This window comes from Pseudobythopirellula maris, from assembly GCF_007859945.1.
In the GTDB taxonomy this organism is placed as follows: domain Bacteria; phylum Planctomycetota; class Planctomycetia; order Pirellulales; family Lacipirellulaceae; genus Pseudobythopirellula; species Pseudobythopirellula maris.
Genome location: NZ_SJPQ01000002.1, coordinates 1,050,100 through 1,068,586, shown reverse-complemented (window position 1 = coordinate 1,068,586; position 18,487 = coordinate 1,050,100). Strand labels below are relative to the sequence as shown.

The following is an 18,487-nucleotide window of genomic DNA, read 5'->3' as shown; positions in this document are numbered from 1 at the left end:
GGGCATGATGATCGGGTGGGTGTCCGCCGCTAGCGGCGGAGCCGCGCTCGAAGCGCGGCGTGATTGTTTCAGGTATCGGCTTCGCGAGGAAGGGCGACCGTCCCGGGGGGGAGCCAGTGCTAGCTGGCGCCGGCTGGCTCTCGGGACAGCAGCGCCACGCCCGCCGGGTGGATCGCTTGCAGGATTTCGCGTTGGTTCTTGCGGAGGTGGGCGTCGGCCTCGGCCTGGCTCGGGTCGGTATCGGCCAAATTGAAACGCTCGACAACGATGCGGCCGGTGAGTGAGGTCTTTTCTCCCACTCCGCCGGTCACTTTGAACATCGCGTCGCGGTCGTCTTGCTTCACAAGCTCCAGCCGGATCGTGAGCCGGTCGCCGGGCGAAACGAAGTCGGCGTACTTGACGTTCTTGGCTTCTTTGAGCGTGACGACGCTGTGGGCGTGGCCCTCGGCCATCCTCAGGTACCAAGCCGCCGCCTGGGTGGCCGCCTCGAGCTGGAAAACGCCCGGCAGGACCGGGAACTCCGGGAAGTGGTCCTGCAGGTACTCTTCGCTGTACGAAACGTTCTTCGACGCCGTCAGGCCAACCCCGGGCTCAAAGCTCTCGATCGCGTCGATCAGCCAGAAACGCATCCGATTAGCACTCGCGAGGAACGGGGGCCAACCTGTCGGTCGGCGTGGGACCCGTCAGCTTGGGCGGGTTGGGTAAAATCAACGAATCCCGAATTCTAGCCGTCCTGACGGGGCCGCACAACAGCCGTTGCCCAGGGTTTGCCGCGGTGAAATCCCGCCGGGCACGCCTCGTTGAGGGAAGCCGAATGACCGAAAGCGGGGGGGCGCCACCGCTAGGTTTCGTCGCGGTTCATCCGGGATCCGTCATTCCCCTGCCGAACGCGGCTTGCGTTTGCGGCCCGTGGGGCGGAATTTTTCGCGCACGGTGGCGAGCGAATCGGCCAGGGCGTCGACCTCGCCCCGCGTGGTGTAGAGGTAAAAGCTCGCCCGCGTGCTTGCGGTGATCCCCAATCGGTCGTGCAGCGGCTGGGTGCAGTGGTGGCCGGCCCGGACGGCGACGCCGTCGCGGTCCAACAGCTGGGCGATGTCGTGGGCGTGCGGCCGGTCGAGCACGAAGCTCACCAGCCCGGCCCGCACCTCGGGCCCGTGCTCCAGCGGCGAGGGCCCCAACAGCCGCAGCCCCTCGATATCGGCGAGCCGCCGCCAGGCGTAGCCGACCAGCGCGGCCTCGTGCGCGTGGATCCGGCCCAAGCCAATGGCTTGCAAGTAGTCGATCGCCGCCCCCAGGCCGATGGCCGGGGCGATCGGCGGCGTGCCCGCCTCGAACTTGGCCGGCAGGCCGGCCGGGGTGAAGTGGTCGTCGTACACCCGGTTGATCATCGACCCACCACCCAAGAACGGCGGCATCGCCTCAAGCAACGCCTCGCGGCCGTACAGCACGCCGACACCCGAGGGCCCGCACAGCTTGTGGGCGCTGAAGGCGAGGAAATCGACGCCGAGCTGCCGCACGTCGGTCGTCATGTGCGGCGCGCTCTGGGCGGCGTCGACCACGCTGATCGCCCCGGCGGCCCGCGCCTTGGCGGCGATCTCTTTGACGGGGTTCACTGTGCCAAGCGTGTTGCTCACCGCCGTAAAGGCCACGACCTTGGTCCGCTCGTTGATCGCCTCGTCGAACGCTTCGGGCAGCAGCCGGCCGTCGTCGGTCATTGCAACGTGCTTGATCACCGCCCCGGTGCGCTCGGCGAGCTGGAACCACGGCACGAGGTTCGAGTGGTGCTCCATCGGCGTGACGAGGATCTCGTCGCCGGCCGCGAGGTTGGCGTCGCCCCACGAGCGGGCCACGGTGTTGATCGAAGCCGTCGTGCCGGCGGTGAACACAACCTCGCGGGAGTGCTCGGCGCCGATAAAGTCGCGCACCTTGGCCCGTGCCAGCTCGTAGGCGTCGGTCGCCCGCTCGCTGAGGACATGAATGCCGCGATGGACGTTCGCGTAGTCCTGCTCGTAGCAATCGACCAGCGCCTGCGTGACCTGCCGCGGCCGCTGGCTGCTGGCGGCCGAGTCGAGAAACACCAGCGGTTTGTCGCCGTGCACGGTCTGCTGAAGGATCGGAAAATCCTCGCGCAGGCTCTCCGGCAGGAGGTCGGCTTCGTTCACGTCGGCGATCGTTGGGGGATGAACCACAGAGGCACAGAGATCACGGAGGAAAGACAGGAGAAGAATGGGACGCGGATGAACGCGGATTGAGCGGATGGACGCGGATCAGAAAAAAAGTATCTGACGAATCGAATGAGAACTGGCTTGTTGCGGTCGCCTCACAAAAAGGGGGCGATTGAAATAAATCCGCGATGATCCGCTCAATCCGCGTTCATCCGCGTCCTATTTTTCGTCTCCGTGTCCTCTGTGCTCTCTGTGGTGAATCCTCAAGACTCCACCGGCGAATGGATCGCCAGTTGGATCACGCGCCACGAGAGCAGGCAGCACTTCTGGCGGTTGGGCGTGAGCCTGGGGCCGTAGAGCTTCAGCATGTCCTCGGCCGAGAACTTCTGCACCTCTTCGATCGTCTTGCCGTGGAGCTCTTCGAGCAGCATCGAGGCGCTCGCCTGGCTGATCACACAGCCGTCGCCCGAGAACATGCAGTCCTTCACCCGGCCGTCGTCGTCCATGACGAGTTCGATCTTTACGACGTCGCCGCAGAGCGGGTTCTTGTCCTCGTGCGCGTGCGTCGCCCCGGCGAGCTCGCCGCGGTGGAACGGGTCCTCGTAGTGGTCGAGGATGTGCTCCTGGTAAATCTCTTCCTCGGTGGGCATTGCGGGAGGTCAGAGGTGGGAGGTCAGAGGTCGGGGGAAAGCAGCCGACGACCTACGGTCGTCGGGAGGCGCCGGGTGGGCATCGGGCGGCCGACTGGGGCAATACCCCAGTTTATGTCCCCCACGGCTGAGGGACAACGCGGCAAGTGTTTGGTTCGCCAATAGGCCCGGTCTATACTGCGATTCTGCCGCATGTCGCACATCGATCTGGGGGGAGACGGTGAAGGTCACCAAGAGAAGATACAAAGTTACTGGCGCCCTGCTCTATTCGGCCGCGACACTCATGGCGGCCACCCTCACCGGCGTTCCGGCTTGGGGCCAACGGGGAGCCGAGCAGGAGTACGTGCTTGTCGAGATCACGAACTACAAACGTCTTCTGCAATCCGACTCGGCCCCGATCGAGATCGACGAGATCTTCATGGCGCTCGGCGACAGGGAGCTAGCCGATGCCAACCAGCTGGAGGAGACCGAGGGAACCGACCCCCTCGAAGTGATCTCTCGCCTGATGATTCTGTCATTGCCCGAGACGGGCCCCAGCAGTTGGCAAAGCCGGAACAACGTGTTTCGACTAGCGCCGGTCACGGACTTCGACGCCTTCGTGGCGGGAATCGATTACGGCGAGGTCGTGTCAAGCGAGCCGAGCGAGCGGCTGGTTCGAGTGCGTGTCGACCCCGCTGAATTGAGCGACGAGAAGTACGCCGACCGCCTGCGACGCAGCGGCAGAAGCCCACGCTCGCAGCGGGGCATGCCGGAGGGATTTCGAGGGGGACCTCCGGAGGGACTCCCGAAGAGCTTAGCCAGGGATTTTGCAGAGGCATTCGACAACTCGGGCTTTGGCGATCGGGCATTCTCAGATCGGGTCTCGGAGAACAGGTTCGACGAGGACGACGACTTGCAGGAGGGTGACCATGTCGAGCTCTTGATCGCCGGCGAGCCATATGAGGCGATCGTTCGGTCGCCGGATAGTTTAGGCAGGGTCCGAGTGGTGCTCGTCGACAAGCAGAGGTTGGCCGAGAAGTTCAGCCGCCGCAAGCAACGGACCACCATCGAGAGGCTCTCCGAACTGGCGTTTCTCGCCCCACGCTCGAGCCTGTACCCGATTGACCCCACCAAGCCTGGTGGGAGCGGATTCGTACTCCGCACGTGGTCCGACCGCAGCGGCTCGTACAAGATTGAGGCCGTGTACGCAGGCGTCGATGGCGATGCGGTGAAACTCAGCAAACGCGACGGCGAGGAACTCCGCGTGCCGCTCGACCGGCTTTCGGCCGATGACCAGTCGTACGTTCGCGCAGCTCGTGAACAGAGCGCCCAGGATAAGGGCAACCCGTTCGCCTCGGCTGCCAACCCCTTTTCTGGCGCACGGAGCGTTCTCGCGCTGCTGAAGAAACCCGACTTCGCTTCGCTCAAAGAGATCCGTGGCAAAGAATTCGCGTCCTGGCAGTTCAGCCCCAACGATTACGCCGTCAGCCCGAAACGCGCTTTCACGATGACCAAGGCGGTCGAACTCACGCCGCTGCCTGACCAAGGCAACCGGGGCGAAGAGATGATCACGCTCGATATCTCCCGCGACGGCCGCCGGGCGATCGTGCAGAGAAAGGTCGATGGCGGCTCTTCCAGGGACCGCGTCTTTCTCGAGATGCTCGACCTCGCCGGGAGGCGATCGGCCGGTCTGATCGAGCTACCCCAGTATACCAAGGCGCTCGCCGTACGCCCCGAGAGCGCCCTCGTGCTGCTCGGCGGCACTCACTTTAATGACGACATGAACACCAAGGTGACCCTGGCGAAGATCACCCGCGGCGGGCTTAAGACGATCGCCCTGTGGGAGCCCAGCCCCCGCGATACGCGTAGGCGCGGCGTCGATCAAGCGTGGTTCACCGGTCCGCGGCACGCCCTGCTGGGAGTCGCTCGCAGCGACCCGGTCTTGTGGGACCTCGTCGAGGCGAAGGCCGTTTTCAAGATTCCCGTCGGCGATCGTTTTTACGTGCAAAGACTCGGCGCAATGGGCCGGTTGCTTGCCGTAGGATCCGAATCCTCCGTGTCGCTGCTCGACCTGCGCAAGGGACGTCACCTGGCCACGGTGGAGCACGATCTCAGTCGCCTCGAAGCGGTCGGGCTCAGCGACGATTGCACCCGTTTGATCGCTTCATCGATCGACCAAATCGCCGCATGGGACCTGGCCGACGGCAGCCCGCTCGGCAAACTGACTAAGAGCAAACCGACCAGCGACGAGCGGCTTGATTGGGTTGACGACATGCTCGTGCTGGCCGACGGCCAAAGACTATATGACCTGAATCGCGGCATTATGCTGTGGGAGTACGGGGTCTCAACACGCGGCGGCCTCGCCAGCGAGACGGCCAACGGGCGGATCTGGTACGGCCCCCGCAACGAAGACGGCCAAGACCCCTACATCGCGTCGATCGAAGTCCCCCATCACGAGGCGCGTGCGCACTCGCGGGTTTTGGGAGAGCAACAAGCATTCCTGGCGGCCAGGCCGGGCGACCCTTTCGAACTGATCATCGAGACCGACCAGGGCGCAGTCGCCGAACGCGACATCGAGGCCAAGTTAACCGACGCGGTTCAGAACGCCGGGTTCGCGGTCGCCGACTCGGCGCCGCTGCAGGTGCGGGTGGTCTACACCCGACTCCCCGAGCGGGATTTGCGGATCCGAAACTGGAACGAACCGCCGTGGACGAAGAAATTTGTGATCAAGACGATCCGCCCCTTCGCCAGCGCGTTGGTGCTCACCGATGGAGAGGACAACGTCTTGTGGCGTCGTGGTTGGCTAGCCGAACCCATGGGCATCATCAACATGCGAGAAGGCGAGTCGCTCGACGACGCGCTCGAGCGGCTCACAAGCCCCAACCCCGACTGGCTCTCTCACATCGAGTTCCCAAAGAAACTGACGAAACCAGGCCCCGTGACCGAGGAAGGCGCCTACGGCTACTCAAGGCTGTCGATCCACGGCGTGGCTAGCAACCGGACCGAAGCGAAAGAGTGAGGCGCAGCGACGCGCCTTCAGCAACATGGCCGGGCGAGTGGACATCGGCTGGAGGGGGCCTTACCCCACCAGCCGCCACGCCACCACCGCTACGCCGAGCGGCACGAGGTACCAGGCGAAGCGGTCCAGGTGGCCACGCTGGACCAGTCGGATCAGCAGCGCCAGCGCTCCCAGGCCAACGGCGAACGCCACGGCGAAGCCGGCGGCCAGGTTGGCGACCGGCGTGCCGGTCGAGCCGCTCTCCATGACCTCAAGTCCTTCGAGCAGGCCGGCGCCTAGGATCGCGGGGATCGCCAGCAGGAAGGCGAAGGTCGACGCGCTGCGGCGGTCGAGCCCGACGCCCAAGCCGGCGGCGATCGTCGCCCCGCTGCGCGAGATGCCCGGCAGGATGGCAAGCGCTTGCAGCGAGCCGATCGCCAGCACGCCGCGCCAGCCGAGCGACTGGTAACGCTCGTCGCCGCCGCGGTGGCGTGTGCCCCAAACGAGCAGCGCCGCGGTGACGGGGAACATCAGGCCCGCCAAGAGCACGTTCTCTAGCACGGCGTCCGACGCCGCGTCGCTGAGCCCCTTCTTGATCCCCACGCCCACGATGGCCGCCGGCACGGTGCCGAGCACCAACAGCGGCAACACGCGGCGGTCTTCGCCCACGAGGCGGGCGATTTCCCGCCGGTAGTAAACCAGCACCGACAGCAGTGTGCCGAGGTGCAGCACGATGCTCACTTCAATGAGGTCCTTGGCCGGCGGGTACCCCAGGGCCCCCAGCAGCGCGTTCGCCACCACCAAGTGCCCGGAGGAGCTGACGGGCAGGAACTCGGTGAGACCCTGCACGATGGCCAGCAGGATGATTTCGAGGAGCGACATGCAGGCAGCTGGGGAGACGGGGCATCGGGTGCGAGGGACGAAGCGGCTAGTATAGGTTGGCGCCCCGCCGAGTGTCAGGCGAGCCGGCCGCGTCAGCGGCCGGAGGGCTGGCGCGCAGTTCAGTGCTCCTAGCCCCTTAGGCCGCTGGCGCAACCGGCTCGCCATCTTGCTCTCACGCATCTCCCTGCACGAACGCGATGTTCCACTACGAAGACGGTTTGATGCTCACCGGGCCGCGGCTGGCGATCGACTTCCGCCGTCGGCAGCCGCGGTCGTTCGTCTCGCACGCCCACGCCGACCATATGGGCCGGCACGAGCTGGCGCTCTGCACGCCAGAGACCGCCGCGCTCTACCGGGCGCGGATGAGCCCCAAGCTCGCGACGCTCGAGATGCCTTGGGACGAAGCGATCGAGTACGGCCCGCTGCGGCTCACGGCCACGCCGGCCGGGCACTGCATGGGCTCGGCGATGCTGCTGGCCGACGACGGCGCCGAGCGGCTGCTCTACACGGGCGACTACAAGCTGGGCGAGTCGCTCACCGCCCGGCCGGCCGACCCGCCCCAGGCGGACATCCTGGTGATGGAGTCGACCTTCGGCAGGCCGCGCTACCGCATGCCGCCCCGCAAGGTGGTGATAGAGCAGCTCCTCGAGCTGGTGCACGCCGCGCTGGCAGACGGCCGCACGCCGGTCATCCACGCCTACGCGATGGGCAAGTCGCAGGAAGTGACCAAGATCCTCACCACCCACGGCGTGCCGGTGTTGCAGCACCCGGAGATCTACCGCATCAGCCAGGTGTACGAGGGGTGCGGCGTGGCGCTAGCCTCGCCCGGGGCCGACTACGCCGCCTACGCCGGCCGCCCGCTCGCCGGGCACGCCGTCATCACGACCCCGCCCAGCATGAAGGGCTACCGGCTGGCCGAGCTCGGGCGGGTCACGTCGTTCGCCGTGACCGGCTGGGCGATCGACCCGTCGACCAAGTACCGCCAGCGGGTCGACCACGCGTTGCCCCTCTCCGACCACGCCGACTACGACGAGCTCGTCGAGACGGTCCGTCGTGTGGAGCCCAAGCGCGTCCTCTGCACGCACGGCCCCGTGGACTTTGTCGACGACCTGCTGGGCCTTGGCTTCAACGCCGAGCCGCTCGAACCGCAACGCCAGGGCCGGCTGTTTTAGCGGTAGGGGCTAGGAGTTAGGGGTTAGGGGCTAGCAAGCAGCGGGAAGCTAGCACTCGATCGCTTCCTAGCTCCAGCCCTAACTCCCAGCCCCTTCCGGCTGTGCGGGTCGTGCGGGCGCGGGGCGGCGGGGGTGGTCGGGAGGGGCCGGTTTTGCTGGTTGTCGCCCGGTCAGCGGGACGAACATCAGAGCAGACCCCGCCAGCATTGCGCGGCGACCGGGCGACGCGAAGGACCGCGCCGCCCCGTCACGACCGATCCCCGCTCCCCCCAACACGCCCAGGAGACGCATGGAAGCGTCGAACGAGGCCGTTTCCGCTCGGCGCCCCCGGCCGATCGATCCGCTGCGCCTCGCGGCCCAGACGGCCGCTGCGCTGTCGTTTGTCGCGGCGGTGGCCGGGCTCACCTTTGGTGTCTGCTGGGCTCTGGGGTTCCAGCAGACGACGGACCACCAAACGCCGGCCGGGTCGCACGCCGCGATCGATGGGTTCCAAGACAACGGACGCAAGGCCAGCGGTCAAACGTCCAATCCGCCGGCCCGCCAAGACGTCGCCTGGCCCCCGCTGCAAGGGTTTGGCCTTTCGGAGCCGTCTTACGTTATCCCCTACCAATTGCCCGGCGCGGACGCGAGCAAGAACGGCAACCATAGCGGGAGGGCGCCGCTGCTTGCCGACTCGCGGGGCGTCATGCTCCCTAGCGACGACGAGCGGCCGGCGATGCGCAAGGCGATCTACCGGCTGCCGCCGTTGGACGAGCTCATCGAGGAATTCAGCGAGAACGCCGCGTCGGTCGAGGACGTGGCTGTGGTGGGCGACGCCGAATCGGACGCCCTGGTCATCGAGACGCCATCCGACGACGAGTCGTCGAACGCTGAAGATCTGGCCTCCGATAGCCACCTCCTCGAGGGCCCGTTGCTCGATTCGTTCGCGGACGACTCGCCGGCGGCAGCGACGGAGGAAGTAGACGTGAGCGAGCCGCGTCTGATCGTTTCGGACGAGTCGGCCTTCGCCTCCGAAGAGGAGTCGGCCGCCCTGCAGCCCCTGCTGCTGGACGTAGGCCGCACGGCGCCGCTCATCGGTTACGCCGACTCCGACGCCCGCCTGGCGGCCGACGCGACGATCGACGAGCTGCTCTGCTACACGCCGGCGTCTGGCGACATCAGCCTCAAGCTCCGCGGCGAGGTGCGGCAGGCGTTCGCCCTGGGCCAAGGCGGCGCTTACTACGCCGCCCGGGCGCGGTTCCTCGACGTGCTGCAAAAGATCGCCGTCGCCAAAGACGCCGACGCGATGACCGACCGCCACCGCCGCTCGCTGGCGGCGGGCCTGAAGGCGCTCGACGAGGCGATCGACTTCGTGGGGCGGGACGCTTACGGCGCCCGCCTCAACGTGAACCAGATCGCCGCGTCGCACACCACGCCGATGCTCGGCGCGGGCGCCGACCCGGTGCGCACGCTGCCGCAGGAGGCGCTCGCCCTCTACTGCCGCTACGCGGAGCGCAAGCTCGCCGCCGCCGTAGCCGGCGAGCAGGCCGGCTCGATGGCGCTGCACGGGCTGGCGAAGGCCAACGAGCGGCTCGCCCCCAGCGAGGGCGAGGCGACCGCCAACGTTCGCAGCGTCTCGCTCTACCGCGCCGCCCTCGCCGCGCACCCCGGCAACTACATGGCGGCCAACGAGCTCGGCGTGCTGCTCGCGAAGACCGGACGCTACGAGCAATCGCGCGAGGTGCTGTCGCTCGCCGCCCAGCAGGGACGCAAGTCGACCGTGCTGCGCAACCTGGCGTCGGTCGAGCGCAAGCTCGGCAACTCCGCCGAGGCCGACACGATCGGACGCCAGGCCGAGATGCTCGCCCGCACGGAGATCCAAACGGGCGCCTTCTCACGCGACCGCGGCGTGGTGTGGGTCGGCAACGCCGCCTTCCGCGGCGATGGCGCCGGTTCGAACGCCGCCGCCAACGTTGCCGCTGCGGGCCAAGCTCCGGCAACGCCCCAGGCCGCGCCACGCGTTGCGACGCGCCCGCAAACGCTGCCGTCGGGACCGTGGCGGATGGCCGCGGTCACCGTGAGCCCCGCCAACCAAGCCGCACGCCGACCCACGCCTCAGCAAGCCGCTCCCGCGGGCGCTGCATTCACGCGACCGTCCACGCAACCAACCATGGCGCCGGTCCGCAGCCAAACCGTGCTCCGTTGAGAAACCTTTTCCACCCTATGCCACACCGATCAGCCATGAACCATCGTCGACTTCGAGGCGCCGCGCGGATCTCGCTCGCGCTGGGCGTGGCGACCGCGCTCGTCGCCTCGGCTTGGGTGTTGCAACGCAGCCATTCAGCGAACGATCCGTCGGCAGCGCACCCGCCCGCGGGCGTCGTCACGGCCGACTACGCGGCGCAACCTCTGCGCGTCGAATCGCCCCGCGTCGAGCTGTGCCAGGCGTGCGGCCCGTGCGGCGCCGGTTGCGGCCCAGGCTGCAACCCGGCGGCGCCGCACCCGATCTGGGGCGTCGACAGCGCGGCGGGCTGCTGCCAAGGCGAAGTCGGTTGGGACTCGCGCGGGATGATCGATTGGCAGGCGTACGCCCAGGGCGAGTACGTGGGCCACTCGCGCTCGGAGCACGTGAGCGAGTACCGCATGCGGGTCGACGACACGCTGGCGATCTACTTCCTCCGCACCCGCGAGGTGCTCGCCCGGCCGTACAGCATCCAGGTCGGCGACCGGCTGCGGGTCGAATCGCTCACCGCCGGCGGCGACGGCTCGGCGGGTTCCGACAGCGCCGCCGGCGAGCAATCCGACGACAGCCTCAACCGCGAGCTGGTCGTGCAGCCGGACGGCATGATCACGCTGCCGCTGATCGGCCGCGTGCCGGCCGCCGGCCGGGCGATCGAGGCGTTGCAGCAAGACCTCGAGAAGCGGTTCGAGGAGTATTACACCGTGCCGGCGATCACCGTGACGCCGATCGTCGTGAACACTCGCTTGGAGGACCTGCTGGAGACGGTCGACAGCCGCGGCGGCAACCTCGGCGGCCGGCAGATCAACGCCGTGGTCACGCCCGCCGGCGAGATCCAGCTGCCGGGCCTCGGCAGCGTGCGGGTCCAGAGCCTCACGCTCGAAGAGGCGAAGATGGAGATCGACGCCCGCTACGACGCGCTGATCCCCGGCGTGAGCGTCACGCTGGCGCTCGAGGCCCGGGCGCCGCGGTTCCTCTACGTGCTCGGCGAGGTGACGCAGCCGGGGCAGTTCCAGATGACCGGCCCGACGACGCTGATGCAGGCGATCGCCCTGGCCGGCGGGTGGAACAACGGCGCCAACCTGCGGCAGGTGGTCGTGTTCCGCCGCGGCGATGACTGGCGTCTGCAGGCGACGATGGTCGACATCCGCGGCGCCCTTTACGGCCGCCGCCCCGTGCCGGCCGACGAGATCTGGCTCGGCGACTCCGACGTGGTCCTCGTCCCCAAATCGCCGATCGAGGTGGCCGACGAACTGATCGAGCAGGTCTTCACCCGCGGCATCTACGCCGCCGTGCCGCTCGAAAAGATCTGGGGCCAAGGCTTCGCCACGGTGAGCGCGATCGTCAGTGGTTTTTAATCTTGACCACGGATCACACGGATGGGCACGGATATGAATTCCGAATCCGTGACATCCGTGTGGTCCGTGGTTCACTTTTAAGACAGGGCAACGATGAGCAAGGGCGGCTCCTACGACGCGATCGTGATCGGTGGCGGACACAACGGTTTGGTCTGCGCCGCCTACATGGCTAAGGCGGGCAAACGCGTCTGCGTGCTCGAGCGGCGCCACGTGCTGGGCGGCTGCGCCACGACCGAGGAGCTCTGGCCCGGCTACAAGGTGTCGACCGCCGCCTACGTCATCAGCCTGCTGTTGCCGCAGATTGTCAAAGACCTGAAGCTCAAGGAGAACGGCCTCGCGGTGCTGCCGCGCACGCCGAGCTCGTTCACGCCACTGCCCGACGGCCGCAGCTTGCTGATGGGCCCCGAGGCGGGGCTCAACCACCGCGAGATCTCGCAGTTCAGCACGAAGGACGCCGAGGCGTTTCCCAAGTACGAGTCGCTGCTCGAGCGTGTGGCCGATGTGCTCGAGCCGGTTCTCAGCGAGGCGGCGCCCGACCCGCTGCCGCTGCCCGCCAGCTGGCGCCGGATCGGTTGGGGCAAGAAGCTCCGCGACACGCGCAAGCTGTGGGCCATGCACCGGGCGATGAAACGCCTCGGCGCCGATCAGCCGGCCGCCGTCGAGCTGCTCACGGGCGCGGCGCGCCCGATCCTCGAGCGGCACTTCGAGTCGGAGGTGCTCAAGGCGACGCTGGCGACCGACGCCATCATCGGCGCGTTCCTGTCGATCAGCTCGCCCGGCAGCGCCTACGTGCTGCTCCACCACGTGATGGGCGAGGCGGGCGGCGCCCGCGGCGTGTGGGGCTACGTGCGGGGCGGCATGGGCGCGCTGTCGACCGCCCTGGCCAAGACCTGCGAGCAGCTCGGCGTCGAGATTCGTCGCGAGGCGCCCGTCCGCGCGATCAACACCGCAGCCGCCGGCTCATCGGCGCGGGCCACGGGCGTGACGCTCGAAGACGGCTCGCTGCTCGAGGCGCCGATCGTGGCGTCGAGCGTCGACGCCCACCTGACGTTCGAGCGGTTCCTCGAGCCGAGCGCCCTGCCCGATGAGTTCCGTAGCGCGGTGGCGAACATCGACTACGCGTCGGCGTCGATGAAGATCAACCTCGCGCTCGCCGAGCCGCCGAACTGGAGCGCCCGGCCGTCGAAGCCGGGCGAGGTCGCCCCGCAGCACCACGGCACGATGCACGTCGGCCCGAGCCTCGACTACCTGGAGCGCGCTTACGAAGACGCCCGCGCCGGCCGACCGGCCGAGGAGCCGATCCTCGAGGCCACAATGGCGACGAGCGTCGACGACACGATCGCCCCGCCCGGCAAACACATCTTGTCGATGTTCGTCCAATACGCCCCGTTCAACCTGAAGGAAGGGAGCTGGGACGACATCAAGGAAGACTTCGCCGACCGCTGCGTCGCCAAGCTCGCCGAGTACGCCCCCAACGTCCCCGCCGCGATCGAGCACCGCCAGGTCCTCAGCCCGCTCGACCTGGAGCGTGTGTACGGCATCACGGGGGGCAACATCATGCAGGGGGCGATGAACGCCAACCAGCTTTACTGCTTCCGGCCCGTGGCGGGCTGGGCCGACCACCGCACGCCGCTCAAAGGTCTTTACCTGTGCGGCGCGGCGAGCCACCCCGGCGGCGGCGTGATGGGCGCCTGCGGCAAGAACGCCGCGACGGAGATCCTGCGCGACCGATTGTGAGAAGAATGGGACGCGGATCGTCGCGGATTAAAAAAGATCCACGCAGATAAAACAGTAAACTGAATCCGCGTGTATCCGCTTGATCCGCGTTCATCCGCGTCCCATTCATCAGTTTGCAGGCAGGAATCGATGCGCCCAATCCACGCGACCCAGCGGATCGAAGCCCCACCCGAGCGGGTGTGGGCCGTCGCCACGGACCTGGAGCACGCCGCCGAGCGAGTGTCGGGCATCGACCGCATCGAGGTGGTCACCGACGGGCCGTTCGGCGTGGGAACCGTGTGGCGTGAGACGCGAACGATGATGAACCACCAGTCGACCGAGGAGCTCACCGTGACTCGTTGCGGGCCTCCCACCGGCTACACGGTGGAGGGCGAGTCGTGCGGCTGCGCGTTTGCGTCGACGCTGCGTTTCACGCCCGCAGGCGAGGGGGCGACCGATGTGGGGTTCGAGATGCTGTGGCGCGCCAAGACGATCTTCGCCAAGCTCGCGTCGCCGATCGCCGGGCTGCTGGTCGGCGGCGGCATGCGCAAGGCGGTCGAGTCGGACCTGTCGGACCTCAAGCGGGCGTGCGAGTCGCCGGCCTAGTGCGAATCGCACCGATGCGTAGCGTGAGTGGCGGTGTGATTCGGCGTCGATACGGCGAAAACAACGCTACGGCTATCAGGAGTGCGCTCTTAACGCACGCCGCCGCGGCAAGCCGACGGTCGCCGCTAGCAGCATCAAGCAAGCCGAAGGCTCGGGGACCGAAGCCGCGCTGACCGAGGCGAACGTCATCCCGAAGTTCTCGACCCACACGGCGTGGTCCTGCTGGTGGTAGAGCCCCAGCTCGAGGCCGTCCCGCCAAACGGTGAAGTCGGCGGAGTCGACCGAGCCGTCGCCGTTGAAGTCGCCCGGCAACTCGACCGCCAGGTCGACGACCCGCAGCGCGAAGCTCGTGTCGGTCACCTCGGGCGTGAGGGCGAGCGTGCCGGGCAGGTTTGGCAGGTCGAGCGAGTCGAACGCGCCGGTGATGCCGCCGGCCTCGGCAAGCTTGAAACTCAATCCGGGTTCGATTTCATCGAGCGCGATCCCAAGCCCAACGTTGAGTTGCCCATGGATGTTCAAGTCGCCCAGCACCACGATTGGCGAATCGCTGCTGTTGACGGTTGCGAACAGGTTTCCCGATTCAAACTCGGCGTCTCCGTACACGAGCAATGCCCCCCCTCCCATTACTCGAACCTCACCGCGGCTGACGAGATCATTGTGAAAAGTGAGCAGCGCGTCGTTCGCTACGACAACGGAGCCGGGCGCCTCGCTCTCGAAGTCTCCATGCACGTGATTCAAACCAGCCAGCGCGACCAGCACTCCGGCATGCCGTGCTGGGTGATCTTTGTCGAAGCGGACGGCGCCTTCCTGCAGAGTGATTTCAGAGCCTTCGTAGCCGGTGTACTCGTCGTGGAAAGCGATCTCCCCTCCCTTGGCGAAAGCAGCCCCCTCGTTATGCACTCGTTTCACAAGCCCGAGTGTTTCATCGACGCCAGCTTCGATGCGGCCTGTTTGGCCGACTTCCAGCAAGAAATTCTTGTGAGCCGTAACCAAGCCGTGTCCGCTTAACGTTCCCGCGAGAGTGAGATCTTGTTGGTTGAAGACCGTTCCGCCGTCGAGCGATAGCTCCGAGCCATACCGGATCACCGAAGGGCTATTGCTGTAAGAGTAGAATGCAGCGCCATTTTCGATCGCGATGCCAGCCCCGACGAGTAACTGGTGTTCGGAGCCGATCTCGAAAGCGCCATCGACTTCCAGAACGGAGTTTTGGCCTGTGATGGTGAGTCTGCTGTAGTCATACATCGAGAGGTTGGAAGAATTGCCGCCAACCGAGCGAACCTTGGCGCCGTCTGAGACAACCAACTCCGTCCCGAGCCCCGACAGGATGATCTCGCCGTCGAGCGTAACCAAAGTGGTGTCGCCGCGGATCTCGGCGCGGTCGTGAACCTGCAGCGAGGCTCCGTCGCTCAAATGCAACCAAGCCCCATCATCCACCAACAAGCGACCGTTCCCCTCACCACCGACAACGACATCGCCATTTCGGCTTCCACAACATTCGGTCGCCACCTTAGTGCCGTGGCCCGTTATGGTCATCTCGGCGATCCAGCCCGGGGCAGCGCCAATCATCAAGCTACGGGTGGCTAACAGCGAACCGCCATCCACAACCACGCTCGCTCTCGGGTCTGGGCTGGGGTAGCTATAGTAGTAAAAGTCCTCACGGCCTCCGACCCACAAGGTCTCATCGAGTTCCCAAAACCAAGGATTAGTCGGTGCGGTTTGCGGATCGATCACCCCGCTAACGGTGAATTCGGCCATGGCGACCGCAGCGCACAGGAACCAGATCAAGGAGCCGATGGCGGGTGTCAGACGAAGGGACATTATGGCGGCATTCTTCGATTAATACTTTGAAAACTACCCATATGAGATGGATCTATACTACTGGATCTCACCTCCGTGTCCCACCATATACTGACAGAATACCCCGATGCCTGACCCTCCCTGGGACACCATCGTGCTAGGCGCCGGCGCCGCCGGCCTGCTGGCCGCCGAGCGGTCGGCCCTGCGCGGCCGGCGCACGCTGCTGCTGGAGAAGAACCGCAAGGCGGGGGTCAAGATCCTCATGTCGGGCGGCACACGCTGCAACCTCACGCAGAGTTGCGACCGGCGCGAGATCGCCGAGGCGTTTGGCGCCGGCAAGCGGTTCCTCTACCCCGCGCTCGGGCGGTTGGGGCCGGACGAGCTGGTCGCGATGTTCGAGGGCGAGGGGCTCGCCACCAAGGTCGAGGCCACGGGCAAGGTCTTTCCGGTGAGCGACCGCGCGCTCGACGTCCAGCGCACGCTGCTCGCGATGCTCGCCCGCAGCGGCGCCGAGCTAGCGCTCGATGAGCCGGCGCTCGAAGTCGACCGCCGCGACGACGGCTTCGTCGTACGGACCGCCCGGCGAGAGCTGCGAACGCACAAGCTCATCATCTGCGTCGGGGGGCAGTCTTACCCGGGGTGCGGCACGGTGGGCGACGGCTACGCCTGGGCCCGCCACTTCGGGCACACGATCGTGCAGCCGCGGCCGTCGCTCGTGCCGCTCACCTCGGCCGAGCCATGGCTCGCGGAGCTCAAAGGGGTGACGCTCGACGACGTTCGCGTGAGCGTCGTTTGCGACGATCAAAAAAAGCCGCTCGCCGAGCGGCGCGGCGGGCTGCTGTTCACCCACTTCGGCCTGTCGGGGCCAGCCGTGATGGACGTGAGCCGCGCCGTGACCGAGCGCCCCCAAGCGGGCGGCTGGCGGCTGCGGTGCGACTTCCTCCCCGCCAGCAGCGAAGAAGACCTGACGAATCAGATCGCCGATAACGCCGCCGCCGAGGGGCGCCGCGGCGTGCTGGGGCTCGTGTCGGAGTGGCTGCCGAAGCGGCTCGCCGAGGCGCTGCTGGACCACGCCCGCACGCCGCGCGACCGCAACCTGGCGGAGCTCGCCAAGGGGGAGCGATCGCGGCTGATCGAGGCGATCAAACGGACGCCGGTCGCGCTGAGCGGCTCGCTCGGCTTTAAGAAGGCGGAGGTGACGGCCGGCGGCGTGACGCTCGCCGAGGTGAACCCCAAGACCTTGGAGAGCCGACTGGCGCCGGGGCTGCACTTCGCCGGCGAGGTGCTCGATCTCGACGGCCCGATCGGCGGCTACAACTTCACCGCCGCGTTCGCCACCGGCGCGCTGGCGGGCGAGAGCGTGTGAATGCGGCAAGCCCCGCGGCCGTGTTATTTGCAGTCGCCGCGGCGCCGCAGCGTGCTCGCCAAGAAGAGCATCGGCGGCAGGGCGAGCAGCGCGAGTTTCCACAAGGCGATCGACGGGGCGAGCAGAAGCAGGCCAACGGTCGAGATCGCCACGCCAACCAACTCGTCGATCCAAGAGACGTAATAGCCACTCAGCAACAACAAACAGCCGATCGAAGCGGCCGCCCCCGCCACGCCCAGGACCGACAGCAGCCAACCACCCAAAGTCACCGCCCCGGCGGCGAGCAGCGCCAGATAGACGCCGAGCGTTGTGAGCCGCGCCGCGGCACGCAGCAGGTCTCCCGGCAGGAGCGTCGGCGCGGACGTTGTCGGCGAGCGGACCCCACCCAGCGCCATACCGTGGCCAGCCGAACCGGCCAGCCGGGCCTCTTGCTGAGGCGATTTGGCGAACCGCCACAAACTGGCAGGCGGAGAGTGAGGGTCACTGGCGCGACCGCCGCGAAGCGAGCCACGCCGTAGGAAGGGCGTGATGGGGCTGAGCAATAACATGGCTAGACAGTCTCAAACGCAGACCGCGCCGAACGCCGCCTCTAAAAGGCGTTCTTTCCGTGGCGAGATCCGCTAGGTGCGACGCCGATCGCCGCTTGTTCCGTGTGCCTGTCGCTGTTTCGCAACGCAGCTTCGCATCCGATGGGTGCGTTCGTCTTCGCCCGGTGATAAGCAAGTTGAGGGCCGAATCGTCCACGGACGTTGTTCCTACGTGGTGCGACTGCGTTATTGTTCGCCCCGGGAACGGGCGGATTCAATGCGTTTTCAGGCAACTTTACGGCAATCGACCGAATCTCGCGGACGGTCGCACTCCCACCCCCTTCTGGGGCGGGGGATTACGCCTCCTAGGGGGCGCCGGTTGGCGGCCCCTGCCCAGTTTGCCGCTCAGAGGCGGCTCGTCTACATTCGTCAGATGTCGCGCGTGACGTCCGCTTGTCCCGGCGTCGTTCAATCCGACTACCTCCTAACCAGTAACGGCAGCAAGATGACCACCCAAAACGCGATGCGTATCGCTCTCTTCGTGTTGGCGGCCTCCTCGATGTCCGCGGCCGCCCGCCAAGCCACGGCCCACTGCCAGGTGCCTTGCGGCATCTACGGCGACGAGCGGCGTTTCCAGGAAATGCTCGAAGACACCGAGACGATCACCAAGGCGATCGCCCAAATCGGCGAGCTCTCCGGCACGCACGACGCGAACGGCCACAACCAGCTGGCCCGCTGGGTCTCGACCAAAGAGGACCACGCGAGCAACGTCCAAGAGATCATCGCCCAGTACTTCATGGCGCAGCGGATCAAGGCGGACGACCCGGAGTACGGCAAGAAGCTCAAGGCGGCGCACGCGGTGATCGTGGCGGCGATGAAGACCAAGCAGTCGGCCGAGCCGGCGTCGGCCGAGACGCTCAAGAAGGCGATCCTCGACCTGTACCGTGCGTACGAGGGCCGCGAGCCCAACTTCAGCCACGTCGAGGCGCCCGTCAAAGCGAAGGCGGCTTAACCTCATCCCTCCTCTACGGGGGAGGGGGTGTCCGCAGGGAG

Annotated in this window: 14 protein-coding genes; 8 read left to right on the top strand and 6 right to left on the bottom strand. The window is 66.9% G+C overall.

The window, feature by feature from the left end; all coding sequences use genetic code 11:
• Window positions 1–119 precede the first annotated feature (119 nt).
• The 3 genes from Mal64_RS12025 to sufU form a co-directional block, all read right to left on the bottom strand.
• On the bottom strand, window positions 120–629 hold the full coding sequence (locus tag Mal64_RS12025; protein ID WP_146400423.1) for a 3-hydroxyacyl-ACP dehydratase FabZ family protein: 510 nt from the start codon (window positions 627–629) through the stop codon (window positions 120–122).
• Between the two features lie 243 nt (window positions 630–872).
• Window positions 873–2,189 (bottom strand): cysteine desulfurase, encoded by a 1,317-nt coding sequence (locus tag Mal64_RS12020; RefSeq protein ID WP_391570422.1) that lies wholly within the window; start codon window positions 2,187–2,189, stop codon window positions 873–875.
• 239 nt (window positions 2,190–2,428) lie between these two features.
• Complete coding sequence (gene sufU, locus Mal64_RS12015; RefSeq protein ID WP_146400422.1) at window positions 2,429–2,815, bottom strand: Fe-S cluster assembly sulfur transfer protein SufU; 387 nt, start codon at window positions 2,813–2,815, stop codon at window positions 2,429–2,431.
• 283 nt (window positions 2,816–3,098) lie between these two features.
• Between sufU and Mal64_RS12010 the strand changes: the two genes are divergently transcribed.
• On the top strand, window positions 3,099–5,813 hold the full coding sequence (locus Mal64_RS12010) for an SHD1 domain-containing protein (protein WP_146400421.1): 2,715 nt from the start codon (window positions 3,099–3,101) through the stop codon (window positions 5,811–5,813).
• A 60-nt stretch (window positions 5,814–5,873) separates the two neighbouring features.
• On the opposite strand, the gene Mal64_RS12005 is transcribed toward Mal64_RS12010, so the two are convergent.
• Window positions 5,874–6,674, bottom strand: coding sequence for an undecaprenyl-diphosphate phosphatase (locus Mal64_RS12005; protein WP_146400420.1), 801 nt, complete (start codon window positions 6,672–6,674; stop codon window positions 5,874–5,876).
• A gap of 197 nt (window positions 6,675–6,871) precedes the next feature.
• Between Mal64_RS12005 and Mal64_RS12000 the strand changes: the two genes are divergently transcribed.
• The 5 genes from Mal64_RS12000 (at window position 6,872) to Mal64_RS11980 (ending at window position 13,744) form a co-directional block, all read left to right on the top strand.
• Entirely contained in the window at window positions 6,872–7,846 is a 975-nt protein-coding gene (locus Mal64_RS12000) for an MBL fold metallo-hydrolase (protein WP_146400419.1), read from the top strand.
• 289 nt (window positions 7,847–8,135) lie between these two features.
• The gene (locus tag Mal64_RS11995) at window positions 8,136–10,031 is read left to right on the top strand and encodes a tetratricopeptide repeat protein (RefSeq protein WP_146400418.1); all 1,896 of its coding nucleotides are present in this window, start codon (window positions 8,136–8,138) and stop codon (window positions 10,029–10,031) included.
• A gap of 35 nt (window positions 10,032–10,066) precedes the next feature.
• Window positions 10,067–11,422: a polysaccharide biosynthesis/export family protein gene (locus Mal64_RS11990; RefSeq protein WP_197525690.1), complete on the top strand. Its 1,356-nt coding sequence runs from the start codon at window positions 10,067–10,069 to the stop codon at window positions 11,420–11,422.
• Window positions 11,423–11,515: 93 nt separating this feature from the next.
• Entirely contained in the window at window positions 11,516–13,159 is a 1,644-nt protein-coding gene (locus tag Mal64_RS11985) for a phytoene desaturase family protein (RefSeq protein ID WP_146400416.1), read from the top strand.
• Window positions 13,160–13,288: 129 nt separating this feature from the next.
• Window positions 13,289–13,744 (top strand): SRPBCC family protein, encoded by a 456-nt coding sequence (locus Mal64_RS11980; protein ID WP_146400415.1) that lies wholly within the window; start codon window positions 13,289–13,291, stop codon window positions 13,742–13,744.
• Between the two features lie 75 nt (window positions 13,745–13,819).
• Here Mal64_RS11980 and Mal64_RS11975 read toward each other — a convergent pair whose 3' ends face one another.
• Window positions 13,820–15,499, bottom strand: coding sequence for a hypothetical protein (locus tag Mal64_RS11975; RefSeq protein ID WP_146400414.1), 1,680 nt, complete (start codon window positions 15,497–15,499; stop codon window positions 13,820–13,822).
• 169 nt (window positions 15,500–15,668) lie between these two features.
• Between Mal64_RS11975 and Mal64_RS11970 the strand changes: the two genes are divergently transcribed.
• Window positions 15,669–16,907 (top strand): BaiN/RdsA family NAD(P)/FAD-dependent oxidoreductase, encoded by a 1,239-nt coding sequence (locus Mal64_RS11970; RefSeq protein WP_146400412.1) that lies wholly within the window; start codon window positions 15,669–15,671, stop codon window positions 16,905–16,907.
• Window positions 16,908–16,930: 23 nt separating this feature from the next.
• On the opposite strand, the gene Mal64_RS11965 is transcribed toward Mal64_RS11970, so the two are convergent.
• Window positions 16,931–17,365, bottom strand: coding sequence for a hypothetical protein (locus Mal64_RS11965; protein ID WP_146400410.1), 435 nt, complete (start codon window positions 17,363–17,365; stop codon window positions 16,931–16,933).
• Between the two features lie 574 nt (window positions 17,366–17,939).
• Between Mal64_RS11965 and Mal64_RS11960 the strand changes: the two genes are divergently transcribed.
• Window positions 17,940–18,446, top strand: coding sequence for a superoxide dismutase, Ni (locus Mal64_RS11960; protein WP_231993690.1), 507 nt, complete (start codon window positions 17,940–17,942; stop codon window positions 18,444–18,446).
• The last annotated feature ends 41 nt before the right edge of the window (window positions 18,447–18,487 follow it).

Bases quoted from the DNA above. Each gene is read 5' to 3' on its own strand.
- Mal64_RS12025 (WP_146400423.1), bottom strand. From the start codon at position 629: ATGCGTTTCTGGCTGATCGACGCGATCGAGAGCTTTGAGCCCGGGGTT.
- sufU (WP_146400422.1), bottom strand. From the start codon at position 2,815: ATGCCCACCGAGGAAGAGATTTACCAGGAGCACATCCTCGACCACTAC.
- Mal64_RS12010 (WP_146400421.1), top strand. From the start codon at position 3,099: ATGGCGGCCACCCTCACCGGCGTTCCGGCTTGGGGCCAACGGGGAGCC.
- Mal64_RS12005 (WP_146400420.1), bottom strand. From the start codon at position 6,674: ATGTCGCTCCTCGAAATCATCCTGCTGGCCATCGTGCAGGGTCTCACC.
- Mal64_RS12000 (WP_146400419.1), top strand. From the start codon at position 6,872: ATGTTCCACTACGAAGACGGTTTGATGCTCACCGGGCCGCGGCTGGCG.
- Mal64_RS11995 (WP_146400418.1), top strand. From the start codon at position 8,136: ATGGAAGCGTCGAACGAGGCCGTTTCCGCTCGGCGCCCCCGGCCGATC.
- Mal64_RS11990 (WP_197525690.1), top strand. From the start codon at position 10,067: ATGAACCATCGTCGACTTCGAGGCGCCGCGCGGATCTCGCTCGCGCTG.
- Mal64_RS11985 (WP_146400416.1), top strand. From the start codon at position 11,516: ATGAGCAAGGGCGGCTCCTACGACGCGATCGTGATCGGTGGCGGACAC.
- Mal64_RS11980 (WP_146400415.1), top strand. From the start codon at position 13,289: ATGCGCCCAATCCACGCGACCCAGCGGATCGAAGCCCCACCCGAGCGG.
- Mal64_RS11975 (WP_146400414.1), bottom strand. From the start codon at position 15,499: ATGGCCGAATTCACCGTTAGCGGGGTGATCGATCCGCAAACCGCACCG.
- Mal64_RS11970 (WP_146400412.1), top strand. From the start codon at position 15,669: ATGCCTGACCCTCCCTGGGACACCATCGTGCTAGGCGCCGGCGCCGCC.
- Mal64_RS11960 (WP_231993690.1), top strand. From the start codon at position 17,940: ATGACCACCCAAAACGCGATGCGTATCGCTCTCTTCGTGTTGGCGGCC.